Origin of the sequence: Streptomyces sp. NPDC048111 (assembly GCF_043202815.1) — a bacterium.
Lineage (GTDB): Bacteria > Actinomycetota > Actinomycetes > Streptomycetales > Streptomycetaceae > Streptomyces.
Map to the genome: position 1 here is coordinate 30192 of NZ_JBIDBD010000020.1, position 16467 is coordinate 46658.

General features: G+C 73.3%; 13 protein-coding genes. 5 read left to right on the forward strand and 8 right to left on the reverse strand.

Annotated elements, in window-relative coordinates:
• The first annotated feature begins 40 nt into the window (after nucleotides 1-40).
• From ACGF3I_RS25830 to ACGF3I_RS25840, 3 genes are all read left to right on the forward strand, one after another.
• Nucleotides 41-2266 carry an acetate--CoA ligase family protein gene (locus tag ACGF3I_RS25830; RefSeq protein ID WP_393135905.1) on the forward strand — a complete coding sequence of 742 codons (2226 nt, stop codon included), beginning with the start codon at nucleotides 41-43 and terminating at the stop codon, nucleotides 2264-2266.
• 221 nt (nucleotides 2267-2487) lie between these two features.
• A complete protein-coding gene (locus ACGF3I_RS25835) occupies nucleotides 2488-3210 on the forward strand; it encodes an enoyl-CoA hydratase/isomerase family protein (protein WP_393136039.1) in 723 nt (240 codons plus the stop codon).
• A gap of 82 nt (nucleotides 3211-3292) precedes the next feature.
• The gene (locus ACGF3I_RS25840) at nucleotides 3293-3883 is read left to right on the forward strand and encodes a flavin reductase family protein (protein WP_393136041.1); all 591 of its coding nucleotides are present in this window, start codon (nucleotides 3293-3295) and stop codon (nucleotides 3881-3883) included.
• 540 nt (nucleotides 3884-4423) lie between these two features.
• On the opposite strand, the gene ACGF3I_RS25845 is transcribed toward ACGF3I_RS25840, so the two are convergent.
• A complete protein-coding gene (locus tag ACGF3I_RS25845) occupies nucleotides 4424-5719 on the reverse strand; it encodes an MFS transporter (protein ID WP_393135907.1) in 1296 nt (431 codons plus the stop codon).
• A gap of 216 nt (nucleotides 5720-5935) precedes the next feature.
• Nucleotides 5936-7234, reverse strand: coding sequence for an MFS transporter (locus ACGF3I_RS25850; protein ID WP_393135909.1), 1299 nt, complete (start codon nucleotides 7232-7234; stop codon nucleotides 5936-5938).
• 69 nt (nucleotides 7235-7303) lie between these two features.
• On the opposite strand from ACGF3I_RS25850, the gene ACGF3I_RS25855 reads away from it, so the two are divergent.
• Nucleotides 7304-8311, forward strand: coding sequence for a GlxA family transcriptional regulator (locus ACGF3I_RS25855; protein WP_393135911.1), 1008 nt, complete (start codon nucleotides 7304-7306; stop codon nucleotides 8309-8311).
• A gap of 62 nt (nucleotides 8312-8373) precedes the next feature.
• Here the strand turns inward: ACGF3I_RS25855 and ACGF3I_RS25860 are convergent, their stop codons facing one another.
• The 3 genes from ACGF3I_RS25860 to ACGF3I_RS25870 all read right to left on the reverse strand — a co-directional run bounded on the left by ACGF3I_RS25860 (nucleotide 8374) and on the right by ACGF3I_RS25870 (nucleotide 12067).
• Entirely contained in the window at nucleotides 8374-9423 is a 1050-nt protein-coding gene (locus ACGF3I_RS25860; protein ID WP_393135913.1) for a Zn-dependent alcohol dehydrogenase, read from the reverse strand.
• Nucleotides 9420-10616, reverse strand: a complete 1197-nt coding sequence (locus ACGF3I_RS25865; protein ID WP_393135915.1) for an acyl-CoA dehydrogenase family protein — start codon at nucleotides 10614-10616, stop codon at nucleotides 9420-9422. Before ACGF3I_RS25865 ends, ACGF3I_RS25860 begins: the two co-directional genes overlap by 4 nt.
• Nucleotides 10617-11155: 539 nt before the next feature.
• The gene (locus ACGF3I_RS25870; protein ID WP_393135917.1) at nucleotides 11156-12067 is read right to left on the reverse strand and encodes an SDR family NAD(P)-dependent oxidoreductase; all 912 of its coding nucleotides are present in this window, start codon (nucleotides 12065-12067) and stop codon (nucleotides 11156-11158) included.
• An 87-nt stretch (nucleotides 12068-12154) separates the two neighbouring features.
• Here ACGF3I_RS25870 and ACGF3I_RS25875 point away from each other — a divergent pair, with 87 nt between their 5' ends.
• Nucleotides 12155-13081: a cyclase family protein gene (locus tag ACGF3I_RS25875; RefSeq protein WP_393135919.1), complete on the forward strand. Its 927-nt coding sequence runs from the start codon at nucleotides 12155-12157 to the stop codon at nucleotides 13079-13081.
• A 398-nt stretch (nucleotides 13082-13479) separates the two neighbouring features.
• Here the strand turns inward: ACGF3I_RS25875 and ACGF3I_RS25880 are convergent, their stop codons facing one another.
• From ACGF3I_RS25880 to ACGF3I_RS25890, 3 genes are all read right to left on the reverse strand, one after another.
• Nucleotides 13480-14010: an ATP-binding protein gene (locus ACGF3I_RS25880; RefSeq protein ID WP_393135921.1), complete on the reverse strand. Its 531-nt coding sequence runs from the start codon at nucleotides 14008-14010 to the stop codon at nucleotides 13480-13482.
• A gap of 427 nt (nucleotides 14011-14437) precedes the next feature.
• On the reverse strand, nucleotides 14438-15298 hold the full coding sequence (locus ACGF3I_RS25885; protein WP_393135923.1) for an acyl-CoA dehydrogenase family protein: 861 nt from the start codon (nucleotides 15296-15298) through the stop codon (nucleotides 14438-14440).
• Entirely contained in the window at nucleotides 15298-16452 is a 1155-nt protein-coding gene (locus tag ACGF3I_RS25890) for an acyl-CoA dehydrogenase family protein (protein ID WP_393135925.1), read from the reverse strand. The genes ACGF3I_RS25885 and ACGF3I_RS25890 overlap by 1 nt, the downstream gene beginning before the upstream one ends.
• Between the last annotated feature and the right edge of the window lie 15 nt (nucleotides 16453-16467).

Here is a 16467-nt window from a genome sequence, read left to right on the forward strand (position 1 = left end):
GCTCAGTCATGTTGGCCAACGACCAGGAGCGGGCGGAACGATGCTTGGATCGACTCACGGCACCCTCACGACCGACTTCCGAGCGCGGGTGGTCGCCTGCGGCGAGCAGCCCGCCCCCCACGCCGTCCACGGCCGAGCCGCGGGCGAGGGCGACCTGGACGTCAGCGGCCGCCCCCTCTACGCCGACGTACCCGACCTGGACCGGTTCTTCCGCCCGGAGTCCGTCGCCGTCATCGGCGCGTCCGACGCCGCGGGCCGCCCCAACACCGGGATCACCCGTCAACTCGTCGACTGGGCCCAGCGGGTCGGCGCCCGCCTGCACCCCGTGCACCCCACCCGTACGACCGTGTTCGGGCTGCCCTGCGCGGCCTCCGTGTCCGAGCTGCCGGAACAGGTCGACCTCGCGGTGCTGCTCGTCGGCGACCCGCTCCCCGTCATCGAGGAACTCGCCGAGGCCAAGGTGAAGTTCGCGGTCGCCTTCGCCTCCGGGTTCGCCGAGACGGGCGAGCAGGGCGCCGCCGCCCAGGAACGGCTCGCCGCCGCCGTCAAGCGCTCCGGGCTCCGACTGCTGGGGCCCAACACCAATCTGAACGCCTTCGAGCGCTTCCGGGACGACCTCGACGGGCCCGCCATCGCACTCATCACCCAGTCCGGCCACCAGGGCCGCCCCGTGTTCACCCTCCAGGAACTCGGCGTGCGGCTCTCGCACTGGGCGCCCACCGGCAACGAGGCCGACCTGGAGACCGCCGACTTCATCTCCTACTTCGCCGAGCGCCCCGAGGTCGGCGCCATCGCCTGCTACGTCGAGGGGCTCAAGGACGGGCGGTCCTTCCTGCTCGCCGCCGACCGCGCGGCCCGGGCCGGTGTGCCGGTGGTGGCCGTCAAGGTCGGCCGCACCGAGGCGGGCGCGCGCATGGCCGCCTCGCACACCGGCAAACTGACCGGCGCCGACGACGTCGTGGACGCCGCCATGCGTCAGTACGGCGTGATCCGCGTGGACGGCCTCGACCAACTCCAGGACACCGCAGCCCTGTTGGCGCGCGCCCGCGCGCCGCGCGCCGACGGGGTCGTGGTGTATTCGATCTCCGGCGGCACCGGGGCGCACTTCTCCGACCTCGCCACCGCCGCGGGGCTGCACCTGCCGACCCTCTCCCCCGCCAAGCAGGCCGAGCTGCACGAGTGGATACCGCCGTACCTGAGCGTCGCCAACCCGGTCGACAACGGGGGCCACCCCGTCGGCGACTGGCGCGGTCGCAAGATCATCGACGCGATCCTGGCCGACCCGTCCGTCGGCGTACTGATCTGCCCGATCACCGGCCCCTTCCCGCCGATGAGCGACAAACTGGCGCAGGACCTGGTGGACGCGGCGGAGCAGACGGACAAGCTGGTGTGCGTGGTGTGGGGCTCGCCGCTCGGCACCGAGGCCGCCTACCGCGAGACGCTGCTCGGCTCGGCCCGCGTCGCCACGTTCCGTACGTTCGCCAACTGCATCGGCGCCGTACGGGCCCATCTCTCCCACCACCGCTTCACCACCGGCTACCGCTCGCCCTTCGACGAGGCGCCGCGCGTGCCGTCCCCGTCCTTCCGCAAGGCGCAGGCCCTGATGCGCCCCGGCCAGCAGCTCAGCGAACACGCCGCCAAGCAGCTCCTGCGGGCGTACGGGATCCGGGTGCCGCGCGAGCAGCTGGTCACCAGCGCGGCGGCGGCCGTGCGCGCGGCCGGCCTCGTCGGCTACCCCGTCGTCATGAAGGCCTCCGGCGCACGCCTCGCCCACAAGACCGAACTCGGCCTGGTCAAGGTCGGGTTGACCTCGGCGAGCCAGATCAGGGACGCCTACCGCGAACTGACCGACATCGCCCGCTACGAGGGGGTCGACCTCGATGGCGTCCTGGTCTGCCAGATGGTCGAGCGCGGCGTCGAGATGGTGGTCGGCGTCGCGCACGACGCGCTGTTCGGACCCACCGTGACCGTCGGGCTCGGCGGTGTCCTGGTGGAGGTGCTGGGCGACTCGGCCGTCCGCGTACCGCCGTTCGGCGAGGAGCAGGCGCGGGACATGCTCGGGGAGCTGCGGGGGCGGGCGCTGCTCGACGGCGTACGCGGCGGGCCGCCGCTGGACGTGGACGCGCTCGTCGAAGTCGTCCTGCGCGTCCAGCGCATGGCCCTCGAACTGGGCGGCGAGCTGGCCGAGTTGGACATCAACCCGATCATGGTGCTGCCCCGCGGGCAGGGCGCCGTGGCCCTCGACGCCCTCGCCATCTGCCGCTGACCCCGCCGTCACGTCCCCTCCCCCGCCATCTGCGCCAACCCCCTCCTCCGCCCCGCGCGCCACGCCCACTCCCCCGCCCCGCGCGTCACATCCCCTGCCGCGCCCCGTCCCGCCCTGGAGCCCCCTTGGACCCCTCGACCACGTCCGATCCCCTGGACTCCTTGATACGGCACACCACTGACAACGGCGTCTCGTGGATCACGCTCAACCGGCCGGAGGCCATGAACGCCGTCACCTGGGACCAGCGCGAACGCGTCATCGCGCTGCTCGACGCGGCCTCCGCCGACCCCGCCGTACGCGCCGTCGTGATCACCGGCACCGGCCGGGGCTTCTGCGCGGGCGCCGATCTGCGCGGCGCCCCCGCGTCCGGTGGCGAGCGCGTCGCGGGGGACGTCGCCCGCACGATCCGGCGGGGTGCCCAGCGCCTGGTCACCGCCGTACTCGACTGCGAGAAGCCCGTGCTCGCGGCGGTCAACGGCACCGCGGCCGGCCTCGGCGTCCATCTCGCGCTCGCCTGCGACCTGGTCCTGGCCGCCGAATCGGCCCGTTTCATCGAGGTGTTCGTACGCCGCGGCCTCGTGCCGGACGGCGGCGGCGCCTATCTGCTGACGCGCCTGGTCGGGCCGCAGCGGGCGAAGGAGCTGATGTTCTTCGGTGACGCGCTGGACGCGGCCGGCGCGCACCGCATGGGTCTGGTCAACCGGGTGGTGGCCGACGCCGAACTCGCCGCCACCGCGAAGGAGTGGGCCGAGCGCCTGGCCGCCGCGCCGACCCGCGCGCTGGCCCTCACCAAGCACCTGGTCAACGCCTCCCTGGACGGCGACCGCGAGTCCGCCCTGGCGGCGGAGGCCTGGGCGCAGGAGATCAACATGACGACCCTGGACGCGAACGAGGGGGTGGCGGCCTTCGTGGAACGCCGCACCCCCAAGTACCGGGGGCTGTGACCCGCCTTGCCTTCGCGCCCTTCCTCGTCTTCCCATCTGACGCACCGTCAGTTTCAATGAAAGGGTGATGGGACACGCAGGGATGGCGGCCACCGTCGTCCGATACCTCAGGTCCGTCGGCGCCGCCACGGCAGCCGAGCCCGTCGAGTTCCTGCCCCGGCCGGACCTGCGGGCCGTACGGGACGACGAGCGGGCGCCGGTCGATCCGGGCGAGTTCCGCCGGGTGCTGGGGGCGTTCGCGAGCGGGGTCACCGTCATCACCGCCGAGGACGCCGCCGGCCCCACCGGCTTCGCCTGCCAGTCCTTCGCCTCCCTCTCCCTGGACCCGCCGCTGGTCGCCTTGATGGTGGCGCGCACGTCGACGACCTGGCCGCGGATCGCCCGGGCGGGCGTGTTCTGCGTGAACGTCCTGGGGGCGGACCAGGGGGCGCTGTGCCGGGGGTTCGCGGTGAGCGGCGCGGACAAGTTCGCGGGGGTGGGGTATGACGGGGCGCCCGTGACGGGGGCGCCCCGGCTTGTGGGGGTGGCGGCTTGGGTGGATTGCCGCATCCATGCGGTGCATACGGGTGGGGATCACTTGATCGTGGTGGGCCGGGTCGAGGCGCTCGGCGCGGCCTCTGACGCCCCGCCCCTCCTCTTCCACCAGGGCCGCTTCGGCACCTTCACCCCCTGACCCGGGCCGCCCGCGCAGTTCCCCGCGCCCCGAGACCATCGGTCACGTGCGGACCGTGCTCGCTTCTCGCGCAGTTCCCCGCGCCCCTAAACCCCCTCTCACCTGCGGACCGTGCTCGCTTCTCGCGCAGTTCCCCGCGCCCCTGGGGGTGCCTCCTCCCCAGACGCCCCGGCACCCCGAGCCGCCCCCAGCCCCCGCAACACACATGCCGACCGGCACCGGTCCCGTCAGGGGCGCGGGGAACTGCGCGACCAGCCACACACGGCCTGCGGACGTAAGCGGGTTTTAGGGGCGCGGGGAACTGCGCGAGGCAGGCTGGGACACACGTGCGGGCCGGCACCAGGCCCGTCAGGGGCGCGGGGAACTGCGCGACCAGCCACACACGGCCTGCGGACGTAAGCGGGTTTCAGGGGCGCGGGGAACTGCGCAAGACGCGGGCACGGTCCGCACGCGCAAGCGGGTCCAGGGGCGCGGGGAACTGCGCGGACGGCTCGGCGGCGGCCCGGGGGCGCGGGGCGCGCAAGGGCCCCCGCCTGGGGGCTAGGCCGGGAGGGCGGGGCCGCGGCGCATGACCAGGGCCATGAGCGCGGCCCCGGCGCACAACCCCCCAGCCCCGTACCAGACCACGTCGTAACTTCCGAACACATCCCGCGCCACCCCACCCAAGAAGGCCACCACCGCCGCCCCCACCTGGTGCGACGCCAGCACCCAGCCGAAGACGATCGCGCTGTCCTCCCCGTAGTGCTGCCGGCACAGCGCGATCGTCGGCGGCACCGTGGCCACCCAGTCGAGCCCGTAGAAGACGATGAAGAAGATCATCGGAGGGTGCACGGCCGGCGCGAGCAGCATCGGCAGGAAGAGCAGCGAGATCCCCCGCAGCGCGTAGTACGTGGCGAGCAGCCGCCGCGATTCGAAGCGGTCGGTGAGCCAGCCGGAGAAGATCGTGCCGGCCACGTCGAAAACACCGATGACCGCGAGCAGCCCGGCCGCGGCCGTCACCGGCATGCCGTGGTCGTGCGCGGCCGGCACGAAGTGCGTCTGGACGAGCCCGTTCGTGGACGCGCCGCAGATCGCGAAGGTGCCTGCGAGCAGCCAGAACGGTCCCGTACGGGCGGCCCGCACCAGGACGGTGAGCGTGCGCCGGGCCGCGCCGGTGACGGGCGCGGGCTTGGGCACGAAGGAGCGGGCGCCGTACGGGGAGAGGCCCACGTCCGCCGGGTGGTCGCGCAGGAGCAGCCACACGAACGGGACGACGGCCAACGCGGCCAGCGCCACGGTGATCGCCGCCGGCCGCCACCCGTGGGACTCCACCATCCACGAGAGCAGCGGCAGGAAGATCAGCTGCCCGGAGGCGGACGCGGCGGTCAGGACGCCGGTGACCAGGCCCCGACGCTCGGCGAACCAGCGATTGGTGACCGTCGCCGCGAACGCGAGCGCCATCGACCCACTGCCAAGACCCACCAACAGGCCCCAGTAGAGCATCAGTTGCCAGGCCGCGTGCATGAAGACGGTGAGGCCGGACCCCACCGCGATCACGCTCAGGGCGACGGCCACCACCTTGCGGATGCCGAAGCGGTCCATCAGGGCGGCCGCGAAGGGCGCGGTCAGGCCGTAGAGCGCGAGGTTCACCGAGACCGCGGCCCCGATGGTGCCGCGCGACCAGTGGAACTCGTCGTGCAACGGGTCGATCAGCAGCCCGGGCAGCGAGCGGAAGGCCGCCGCCCCGATGATCGTGACGAAGGCGACGGCCGCGACGAACCACGCGCGGTGGATCCTGGGTTCGGCCGTGCGCCGCGGCGCGGGCCCGGTCTCGGGGCGGTGGGTTGTCTGGGTCACGTCAGCAAGAGTGGTCGTACGACATCTCTCGTACGAGTGGCCCGAGGGTCATGCTTCGCAGGGATCGGGCCACCGGACGCCCCCCTCAGCCTTCGGCCTCCGAGCCCCCGCCCGCGTCCACCCGCGTCCACCCGCAACCGCCCAGCCCACCAACCCACTCACCCATCACTCACCACTCACCCACGCACTCGCTCATCCACGCACAGACCAACCCCCTCACACCCTCCGCAACCGGCTGATCGCCGGAACGCTCAGCAGAACCCCCACCACCAGCACATTGAGCCCCGCCCCTACCAGCAGCACCCGCTCCGCGCCGATCGCCTCCGCCACCGGGCCGGCCAGCGCACGGCCGGCCGCGAGCATCAGCAGGGAGCCGGCCACGTCGTAGGCGTGCAGGCGGTTCAGGGCCTCCGGCGGGATGTGGGTCTGGACGGTCGTGGACCACATGACCAGCCAGAACGCGAAGGCCCCGCCGATCGCGAACTGCCCTGCCCCCAGAGCCGGCAGGGGCAGGTCGAGTCCCAGCGAAAGCAGCGCGACGGACACCCCGAGCAGCGCGCAGGCGCCCGCCGCGAGGGGGCGGGACGGCCGCAGCCGCAGCGCGAGGAGCCCGCCCGCGACGCTGCCCGCGCCGTTGACGGCCATGAGCGCCCCGTACGCCCCGGCCCCGTGGCCGTCGGTCACCAGGACGGCGGTGAGCGGGGTGGCGGGGCCGAGCACGGTCAGGCCGTACACGGTCCAGATGACGATGACGCCCCACAGCCAGCTGCGCGCCTTGAACTCCCGCCAGCCGCCCGCGAGTTCGGCGAAGAAGCCGCCGCGCGTCACCGCGTCGTCCCCGGCGGCGGAGCCCAGCTTGAGCAGGAAGAGGCAGACCCCGCTGACGCCGAAGGTGGACGCGTTCGCGGCGAACACCGCGCCCGCGCCCCAGAACCCGGCGACGACGCCGGCGAAGGCGGGCCCTGCCATGCCCATCAGCGCCTCGGAGACGCCGAGCACGGCGTTGGCGCGCTGCACGTCGGCCGAGATGCGGGGCACGGTCGAGGCGACGCCGGGCTGGAAGAGCGCGGCCCCGATGCCGGAGACGGCGCTCAGGGCGTACACCTCCCACAGCGGCGGCCCGCCCTCGATCACCAGGAACGACACGGCGAGCACGCTCGCGCCCACGAGCCGCAGCCCGTCCGCGACGACCATCATCCGGCGCGGTGTGAACCGGTCCGCGAGGACCCCGCCGAACAGGACGAACGCGGCGAGCGGCCCCATCCAGGCGCCCAGCGCGTAGCCGACCGAGGAGGCGGGACGCCCGGCGCCGAGCAGTCCGGCGGTGAGCGCGACCGGAACCATGCCGTCGCCGAACAGGGCGACCGTGCGGGCGGTGAAGAAGAGCCGGAAGTCGTGGTTCCAGAGGGAGGCGCGCGCCAGGTCCGGCCCGGGAGGCCCCGCCGGGGGCGGGGCGCCGGGACGCGGGGATCCGACTTGGGGAATGTCCTGGCCGATCGCAGACTTGTCCGTCACAAGACGGCAGGTGTACCAGGCGGTGGTCTATACCACCACCCCTTATCGGTGGGCGGGACGGAGGACGCGATGGCCACGGAGCCAGGACGGGCACGGGTGCGGGGCCCGCACCGGGTGGTGGTGCTCGCGCTGGACGGGCTGCTCCCCTTCGAACTCGGCATCCCCCAGCGCATCTTCGGGCGCGCGGCGGACGCGGAGGGCGGGCCGCTGTACGAGGTGGTGACCTGCTCGGTCCGCGCGCCGGGGCCGGTGCGCACCGACGCCGACTTCGCGGTCCTGGTCGAGAACGGCCCCGAGGCGCTCGCCACCGCCGACACCGTGGTGGTCCCGGCCTCGTACGAACTCGGCCCCGTTTTCGAGGAGGGCGTGCTCACCCCCGAACTCGCCACCGCCCTCGCCCTCGTACGCCCCGGCACCCGCATGGTGTCCATCTGCACCGGCGGCTACGTCCTGGCGGCGGCGGGCCTCCTGGACGGGCGCCCGGCCGCCACGCACTGGGCCTCGGCCGAACACTTCCAGCGGCTCTTCCCCCGCGTCCGGGTGGATCCGGAGGTGCTGTTCATCGACGACGGGGACGTACTGACCTCGGCCGGGGTGGCCGCCGGGATCGACCTGTGCCTGCACATCGTGCGCCGCGACCACGGCTCGGCCGTCGCCAACGACGTGGCCCGGCGCACGGTCGTGCCCCCGCACCGGCCCGGCGGCCAGTCCCAGTTCATCCAACGCCCCGTTCCCGAGCCGCAGTTGGCGAGCACCACCACCGCGCGGGCCTGGGCGCTGGGCCGCCTGCACGAGCCGATCCAGCTGCGCGACCTCGCCGAACAGGAGGCGATGTCGGTACGCACCTTCACCCGCCGCTTCCGCGAGGAGGTGGGCGTGAGCCCCGGCCAGTGGCTGACCCAGCAACGCGTGGAACACGCCCGCCACCTCCTCGAATCCACCGACCTCTCGGTGGACGCGATAGCCCGAGCCGCAGGCTTCGGCACGGCGACCTCCCTGCGCCAACACCTCCAGTCGGCCCTGGGCGTCCCCCCGACCACCTACCGCCGCGCGTTCCGGGCGGGGGCCACGGGGTAGGGCCGTCCGGCAAACCGCGTGCGGTCCGGCGCCGGCCCCGGAACGGCCCGGAACCGCCCGGGCTAGAAGGTGAGTACTCCTCGGGCCACGCGGCCCTCATGGAGGTCGTCGGCTGCCTTGGCGAAGTCTTCTACGGGGTAGGTGCGGGTGACCAGTTCGTCCAGGAGCAGGGCGCCGCTGCGGTACAGCTCGGCGTAGCGGGGGATGTCGCGCTGGGGGCGTGAACTCCCGTAGCGGCAGCCCAGGATGGACTTGTCGAGGAACAGGGCGGCGGGCAGGAAGGACGCCTCCACCGTGGGGGCCGTCATGCCGAGCAGGACCGCCTGGCCGTGGCGGTCCAGGAGGTCGATCGCGGTCCGGACCAGGCCGGGGTGGCCCACGCACTCGAAGGCGTGGTCGGCGCCGTCGGGCAGGACCTCGCGGACGCCCTCCGCCGACGGCAGGAAGTGGGTCGCCCCGAAGTGGCGGGCCAGCGGCTCCTTCGCCGGGTTGTTGTCGACGGCGACGATCACCGACGCCCCCGCGATCCGCGCACCCTGGATGACGTTGAGCCCGATCCCTCCGGTGCCGATCACCACCACGGTGTCGCCGATGTCGACCTTCGCCCGGTTCAGTACGGCGCCGACACCGGTCAGCACCCCGCATCCGATGAGCGCCGCCGACGTCAGCGGCACGTCCTCGGGGATCTTCACCGCCTGGACGGCCTTGACCAGGGTGCGCTCCGCGAACGCCGAGTTCGAGGCGAACTGATAGAGCGGGGCGCCGCCCCGCGAGAACGGGCGGCCCGGCATGCCGATCGCCTTGCGGCACATCGTCGGCCTCCCCCGGTCGCACTCCCCGCACGCCCCGCACCCCGCCAGCGTGGACAGCGCGACGTGGTCCCCCGGCGCCACGTGCCCCACGCCCGGGCCGACCGCCTCCACCACGCCCGCGCCCTCGTGCCCGAGGACCACCGGCACGGGGAAGGGGATCGTGCCGTCGATGACCGACAGGTCCGAGTGGCACAGCCCCGCCGCCGCTATGGCCACGAGCACCTCCCCCGGCCCCGGTCCCCGTACCTCCAGGTCATCGACGACCTGGCTCTGCTTCCCGTCGAACAGGACACCTCTCACGGAACACGGACCTCCCTCGGCAGGCCGAGCACGCGCTCGGCGATGATGGTGCGCTGGATCTCGTCCGAGCCGCCGTAGATCGTGTCGGCCCTGGAGAACAGGAACAGGTGCTGGAGCGGGTCGAGCGGGTAGGGCCGCTCCTCGTCCCAGTCGTACGGTCCGACGGTGGCGGCGGCGCCCCGTACGGCCATGGCCAGCTCCCCGAGCCGCTGGTGCCAGCCACCCCAAAGCAGCTTCGCCACGCTGGGCGCGCCGGCGTCCCCCGCCCCCGCCAGGGTGCGCAGGGCGTTCCAGCTCATGACCTTCAACTCGGCCCAAAGGGTGGCGAGTTGGCCGCGGATGTGGGGGTCGAGCTGTACGTTAGGGGAGCCGCCGCCGCGGCCGGCCTCGCCACCTCGGGCGGTATCGAGCGCGACCCGGATCACCGCCTCCAACTCGGCGACGAATCCCACCTGTTGGGCGAGTGTGGACACCCCGCGCTCCAGGGCCAGCAGACTCATGGCGACCTGCCAGCCGTTCCCCTCACCGCCCACGAGGTGCTCGGCGCGGGCCTCGGCACCGTCGAAGAACACCTCGTTGAACTCGCTCGTCCCCGTCAGCTGCCGGATCGGACGCACCTCGATCCTGCCGGGCTGGTCCATCGGCACGAGGAGGAAGGACAGCCCGTGGTGGCGCCGCGAGCCCTCCTCGGTGCGGGCCAGCACGAAGCACCAGTCGGCCTCGTGGGCCAGCGAGGTCCAGATCTTCTGCCCGGTGACGCGGTACGTGTCGCCGTCGCGGCGGGCGGCGGTACGGATGCCGGCGAGGTCGGAGCCGGCTCCGGGTTCGCTGTAGCCCTGGCACCACAGTTCCTCGCCCCGGGCGATGGGGGGAAGGAAGCGGGCCTTCTGGGCGGGGGTGCCGTGGGCGAGGAGGGTGGGGGCGAGGAGGTTCTCGCCGATGTGGCCCGTTCGGGCGGGGGCGCCCGCCCGGGCGTACTCCTCGGCCCAGACGACCTGCTGGGTCAGGGTGGCCACGCGGTTGCCGTATCCCCCCGCCCCCCACCCGATCCCGATCCATCCGCCCTGGCCCAACTGGCGTTCCCAGAGGCGGGGTTGGGGGGGTGTGGCGGGGGGTGGGGGGAGGTGGTGGGTTAGCCAGGTTCTGGCTGCTGTGCGGAAGGGGGTGTCTTGGGGGGTGGGGTGGAAGTCCATGGGGTGCCTCCGGGTGCTGGGGTGCCCGGGGTTTGCGCAGTTCCCCGCGCCCCTAACCCCCTGGTCGTGTGCGGACCGTGCTCGCTTCTCGCGCAGTTCCTCGCGCCCCTGGGGGTGCTGGGTGCCCGGGGTTTGCGCAGTTCCCCGCGCCCCTAACCCCCGGTCATGTGCGGACCGTGCTCGCTTCTCGCGCAGTTCCCCGCGCCCCTGGGGGTGCTGGGTGCCCGGGGTTTGCGCAGTTCCCCGCGCCCCTAACCCCCCGGTCGTCTGCGGACCGTGCGTGGCTGGTCGCGCAGTTCCCCGCGCCCCTAACTGCGCCGGTGCGGGCCGGCATGCGCATCCTTAGCCCGTCCGGCGATTGAGGACGAGCGCCGTTCAGGTGCGAAAGGGGGGTCCGGGGGCGCAGCCCCCGGCGGGGTTCGAGGGGCGGAGCCCCTCGGGGGGTCTGGGGCGGAGCCCCAGGGGGCTGAACCCTTCAACCCCCTGCACGGGCGGGTGGGTGGGCGAACCCCCCGGGGTCTGGGGCAACCCCCAGGGGGTCAGGTGTTGGGGCGGGTGTTGGTGGCGGCCGCCTGGGCCATGGCGTCGAGCTGGGCCAGCAGGGGCATGGGGTCGACCCCGACCGTCCCCGGCAGAAACTCCGCGATCCGCTCAGCCGTCCACCCCCCCTCCGCATACCCCGCCCGAAGCTCCCGCGGCTGCGCCCACACCGCGATCTTCGGCCCGGCGATCGTGTACACCTGCCCGGTGATCCCCTCGTCCCGCGCGCGCGAAGAGAGCAGGTACACCACCAGCGCCGCCACGTCCTCGGGCGAGCCGATCTCCTTCAGCTCCATGGGCACGTTCGCCGACATCCGGGTACGGGCGACCGGCGCGACCGCGTTCGCCGTCACCCCGTACTTGTGCAGCCCGAGCGCGGCGCTGCGCACCAGGGAGATGACGCCCCCCTTCGCCGCGCTGTAGTTGGCCTGCGCCACGCTCCCCTGGTGGTTGCCGCTGGTGAAGCCGATCAGCGTGCCCGAGCCCTGCTTGCGCATCACCGCCGAGGCCGCCCGGAACACCGTGAAGGTGCCCTTGAGGTGCGTGGCGACCACCGGGTCCCACTCCTGTTCGGACATGTTGAACAGCATCCGTTCGCGCAGGATCCCCGCGACGCACACCACCCCGTCGATCCGTCCGTACCGGGTGAGCGCGGTGTCCACGACGCGCTGCCCGCCCGCCATCGTCGAGATGTCGTCGGCGACCGCCACCGCCTCGCCGCCCGCCGCGACGATCTCCTTCACGACCCCGTCGGCGATCTCGCTGCTCGGTTCGCCGCCCTCGATGGAGACGCCGTAGTCGTTGACGACGACCCGCGCCCCCTCGGCGGCGGCGGCGAGTGCGACGGCGCGGCCGATGCCCCGGCCGGCCCCCGTCACGGCGATGACCTTGCCTGCCAAGAAGTTCCCCACGCCCGGCCCCTTCCCGCGGTTTCTGACGGACCGTTAGATTCTATGACCCGTCAGATGCTTCACCACAAGCCCCCGGGAGGGACGGGTATGTCACTGCCGCCCGAGTTCCATGAAATCGCCAAACGCGTGAACAACTGGGGCCGTTGGGGGGCCGACGACGAGCGGGGCACCCTCAATCTCGTCACCGACGAGGTGGTCAGGCAGGCGGCCGGCCACATCCGCACCGGTCGACGCGTCCCCCTCGCGGTGCCGCTCCGGCAGGACGGCGTGCAGACCGGCGTCATCCCCGGGCGGATCAACCCGCTGCACACCATGGTCCAGATCAATCAGGAGCTCTTCGGCCCCGGCACCGTCGCGTGCAGCGACGACACGGTGACCTTCGGGCTCCAGGCGGCCACGCACTGGGACGCGCTGACCCATGTCTCGCACTCGGGGAAGATCTACAACGGCCGGCCCGCCGCCACCGTCACCGCGCACGGGGGAGCCGAGTTCAGCGGCATCGACAAGCCCGGCCACGTCGTCTCGCGCGGGGTGCTCCTCGACGTCGCCCGCGCCAAGGGGCTCGACCGTCTCGACGGGGGCCACGCGGTCACCCCGGAGGACCTGGCCGAGGCGGAGGAGTTCGCGGGGGTCACCGTGCGCGCCGGGGACGTCGTGCTCGTACGGACCGGGCAGATCCGGGCGTACCTCGCCGGGGACCGGCACGGCTACGGCTATCCGTCGCCCGGGCTCTCGGTGCGTACGCCGGAATGGTTCCACGCGCGGGACGTCGCGGCGGTCGCCAACGACACCCTCACCTTCGAGATCTTCCCGCCCGAGATCGAGGACCTCTGGCTGCCCGTGCACGCCCTGCACCTGGTGGAGATGGGGATGCTCCAGGGCCAGAACTGGAACCTGGAGGAGCTCTCCACCGCCTGCGCCGAGGAGTCGCGGTACGCGTTCTGGCTGAGCGCCATGCCCGAGCCGTTCGTCGGGGCGACCGGGACTCCGGTGGCCCCGGTGGCCGTTCTGTAGGACCGCCCCAGGGGCGGCGTCGCCCTGTGCCCGCCCTGTAGTTCCTGTGCCCGCCCTGTAGTTCATCGGCGGCGTCGCACGCCCCGAGGTTCACCGGTTGCGACGCCGCGCACACCCCGAGGTTCACCGGTTGCGGCGCCGCGCACACCCCAAGGTTCACGGGTGGCGGCGCCGTGTGCGCGCCCCGAGCGCGCCACCGCCACCGCCACCCGGCATCGACGTGCCGGCTCTGCCCCTCGGGTGCCCTGAGAGGGGCCTCGCCCTGATCGAGCCGGCGCCGTGCCGCGACCCGCACTCGCCGAGGCGTGCAGTTCCTCGGCGTCCCCTCGCGACGAATCGCTCGTCCCAGGGTGATCAGCTCGACACCGGGCGTCAACACCCACTGGGCAGTATGGGCGTTATGCCGGATTTGTGACGGCGCGCGGGGGTTCATAGACCCCGTTCCCGTACGCCCCGTCCGTGCGCCCCAAGGACTCCTTGAGCCCCGAGTGCCCCGCAAGCTCCGAGAACTCCGACGGACAGGCCGCTCCGGGCGCGCCGCGATCCACCTCGCACCAGATGGACTTGCCCACGCCCTCGGCCCGCCAGCCCCAGCGGTCGGCGAGGCCGTCGACGAGTTCGAGCCCGCGCCCGTTGGTGTCGTCCCCCTGCGCGTGCCGGGGTCTGGGCGGACAGCAGCTGCGATCGGCCACCTCGACGCGTACGGTGCCGCCCTCGGCCGGGCCGAGCAGCATCCGCAGCACCGCCGGACAGCCCGTGTGCACCACGGCGTTGGTGACGAGCTCCGAGATCAGCAGGATCAACGTCTCGGCGACCGGCTCGTCGAGCCCTATGCCGCAGCCCGCCAGCCGCGAGCGCGCCCACTTCCGGGCCCGGCCCACCTCCGCGGGATCCGGACCGACCTCCAACTGCACCTGAAGCACCTGCACCGTTCACACCATCCGAACCGGCGGACACATCGCCTCGCGCCTCACAGGGACCACCATCGGGGTCACGGAACGTGATTTCCGTGGGAGACAGCATGGTTGACGTACAGTCACCGCAACAAGCGCTTCGGGCATATTCCAGCGCGAAGGAGTATGCGTGGTGCATACTGTGCGGCTCATCCTGCGAGAAACCGAACGGGAGCGCGTACGACGCCTCCGTGCGGGGCGAGCCGTGTGCGTCCCGGGCCCCGGAGCCGCCGTACTGGCAACACCGGGAGAGCCGCGCAACGCCACCACTCGCATCCCACGGAGAGTACCGGAGAGCGCCGCCGACTCCGGCTCGTGACGACTGCGCCGGGCCGCCGATGTCGACGCACCGTGACCGTCCGCCCTCCGCATCCGGCCGCCGCCACGCCCAGGGCCCCCGCGCCTAGAGCGCCGCGGCGAGCGCCTCGGCCGCCTGGTCCGCCGACTGCCACTGCTCGGCCCGCACCCAGGCCCGCTTGAGGTGCAGGTGCACATCGGCCTCCCAGGTGAACCCCATCCCGCCGTGCACCTGGAGGCAGTCGCGAGCGCCGCGCACGGCCGCCTCGTCGGCGAGCAGTTTGGCCCCGGCGATCTCCACCGGGTCGGCCGTGACGGCCGCCGCGTAGACCGCGGCGCGCGCCACCTCGGTCCGTACGAGGAGGTCGGCGCACAGGTGCTTGACCGCCTGGAAGGCCCCCACCGGCTGCCCGAACTGCTCGCGCTGCCGGGCGTGTTGGACCGCAAGCTCGGTGCTGCGGGCCGCGCTGCCGAGCTGCTGGGCGGCGCTCAGCAGCACGGCCTCGGGGACGTGGGCCGTACGGGTCGCCGGGATTCGGTGCAGCGGGGTCAGGGGGTCGACGGAGCGCAGCGGGCGGGCGTTCGAGGCGTCCCCCTGGACGTGGTCGGCCTCGGCCAGCCAGCTGACGAGGGGGCCGTCCACACGGGTCACCACCGTCTCTCCGGCCGCCGCCCCCTCGACCGTGCCGGCCGCCAGGTGGGTGGCCACGAGCGGGCCCGGGAGCAGGGCGCGCCCCGCCTCCTCGAACACGAGCACCGCCTCGGGAAGCCCGAGGCCCACCCCGCCCTCGCCCTCGGGCAGCCGCAGCGCGAAGAAGCCGGCCTTGCCGAGGGCCTGCCACAGGCCCCGGTCGAGCCCGGGCCGCTCGACGGCGGCGCGCAGCGCGTCCCGGTCGAAGCGTGCCGCGAGCAGGTCGCGCATGCCCGCCCGCAACGCCCGCTGGTCGTCGGTGAGTCGGAAGTCCATCAGCGCCCCTTGGGCAGGCCGAGGATGCGCTCGGCGACGATGTTCCGCTGGATCTGCGAGGTGCCGGCGGCGATGGTGTACGCGAGCGAGGACAGGCGGTCCAGGGTCGGTTCACGGTCCAGGTCGAGGGCGTCGGGGCCGAGTACGCGGGCCGCGGTGTCGAACAGCTCCTGACGGGCGTGCGAATAGCGCAGCTTGAAGACGGAGCCGCCGACCCCCGGCACTCCGCCGGCGCGCTGCGCCTCGCTCACGTTCCACTGCGTGAGCCGCCACAGCGCCGTGAACTCCGCGTTCAGGCGGCCGAGTTGACGCCTCAGCGAGCTGTCGTCCCAGCTACCGTTCGCCTTCGCGGTGTCCGCGAGTGCGGCGAGGGTGCGGCGGCAGGCCACCACCTCGCCCACGAAAGCGGTACCGCGTTCGAAGGACAGCGTCACCATGGTGACCCGCCAGCCGTCGTTCTCCTCGCCGACCCGGTGGGCGGCCGGTATCCGCACCTCGTCGAGGAACACCTCGGCGAACTCGGCCGACCCGGCCAGGGTCCGCAGCGGACGCACCGTGATGCCGGGCGCGTCCATCGGCATGGCCAGCCAGGTGATGCCCCGGTGTTTGGGGGCGCCGGGGTCGGTGCGCACCAACAGCTCGCACCAGTCGGCCACTTCGGCGTGCGAGGTCCAGATCTTGGAGCCGCTCACCACGTAGTCGTCGCCGTCGCGGACCGCCCGGGTGCGCAGCGCCGCGAGGTCGGACCCGGCGTCCGGCTCGCTGAAGCCCTGGCACCAGATCTCGTCGCCGCGCAGCACCGGCGGCAGCCAGCGCTCCCGCTGGGCGGCGGTGCCCTCGGCGGCGATGGTGGGGCCGGCGTGCAGGAGTCCGACGAAGTTGGCCCCGACGTAGGGCGCGCCCGCCCGTTCGGTCTCCTCCAGGTAGATGAGGTGCTGGGTGGGCGTGGCCCCCCGGCCTCCGGCCGTCTCGGGCCAGTGCAGGCCCGCGTATCCGGCGTCGTACAGCATGCGCTGCCAGGCCGTGTCGTGGGCGCGGCGCGCGGTCCAGTCCAACGGATCCGGTTTGGGGGGCACTTGGGGCAGCGCGGTGGTGAGCCAGGCGCGCAGGCGGGCGCGGAAGTCCTCCTCCTCCTCGGTGTAGGTCAGGTCCACCGGCGCTCCCCCGTC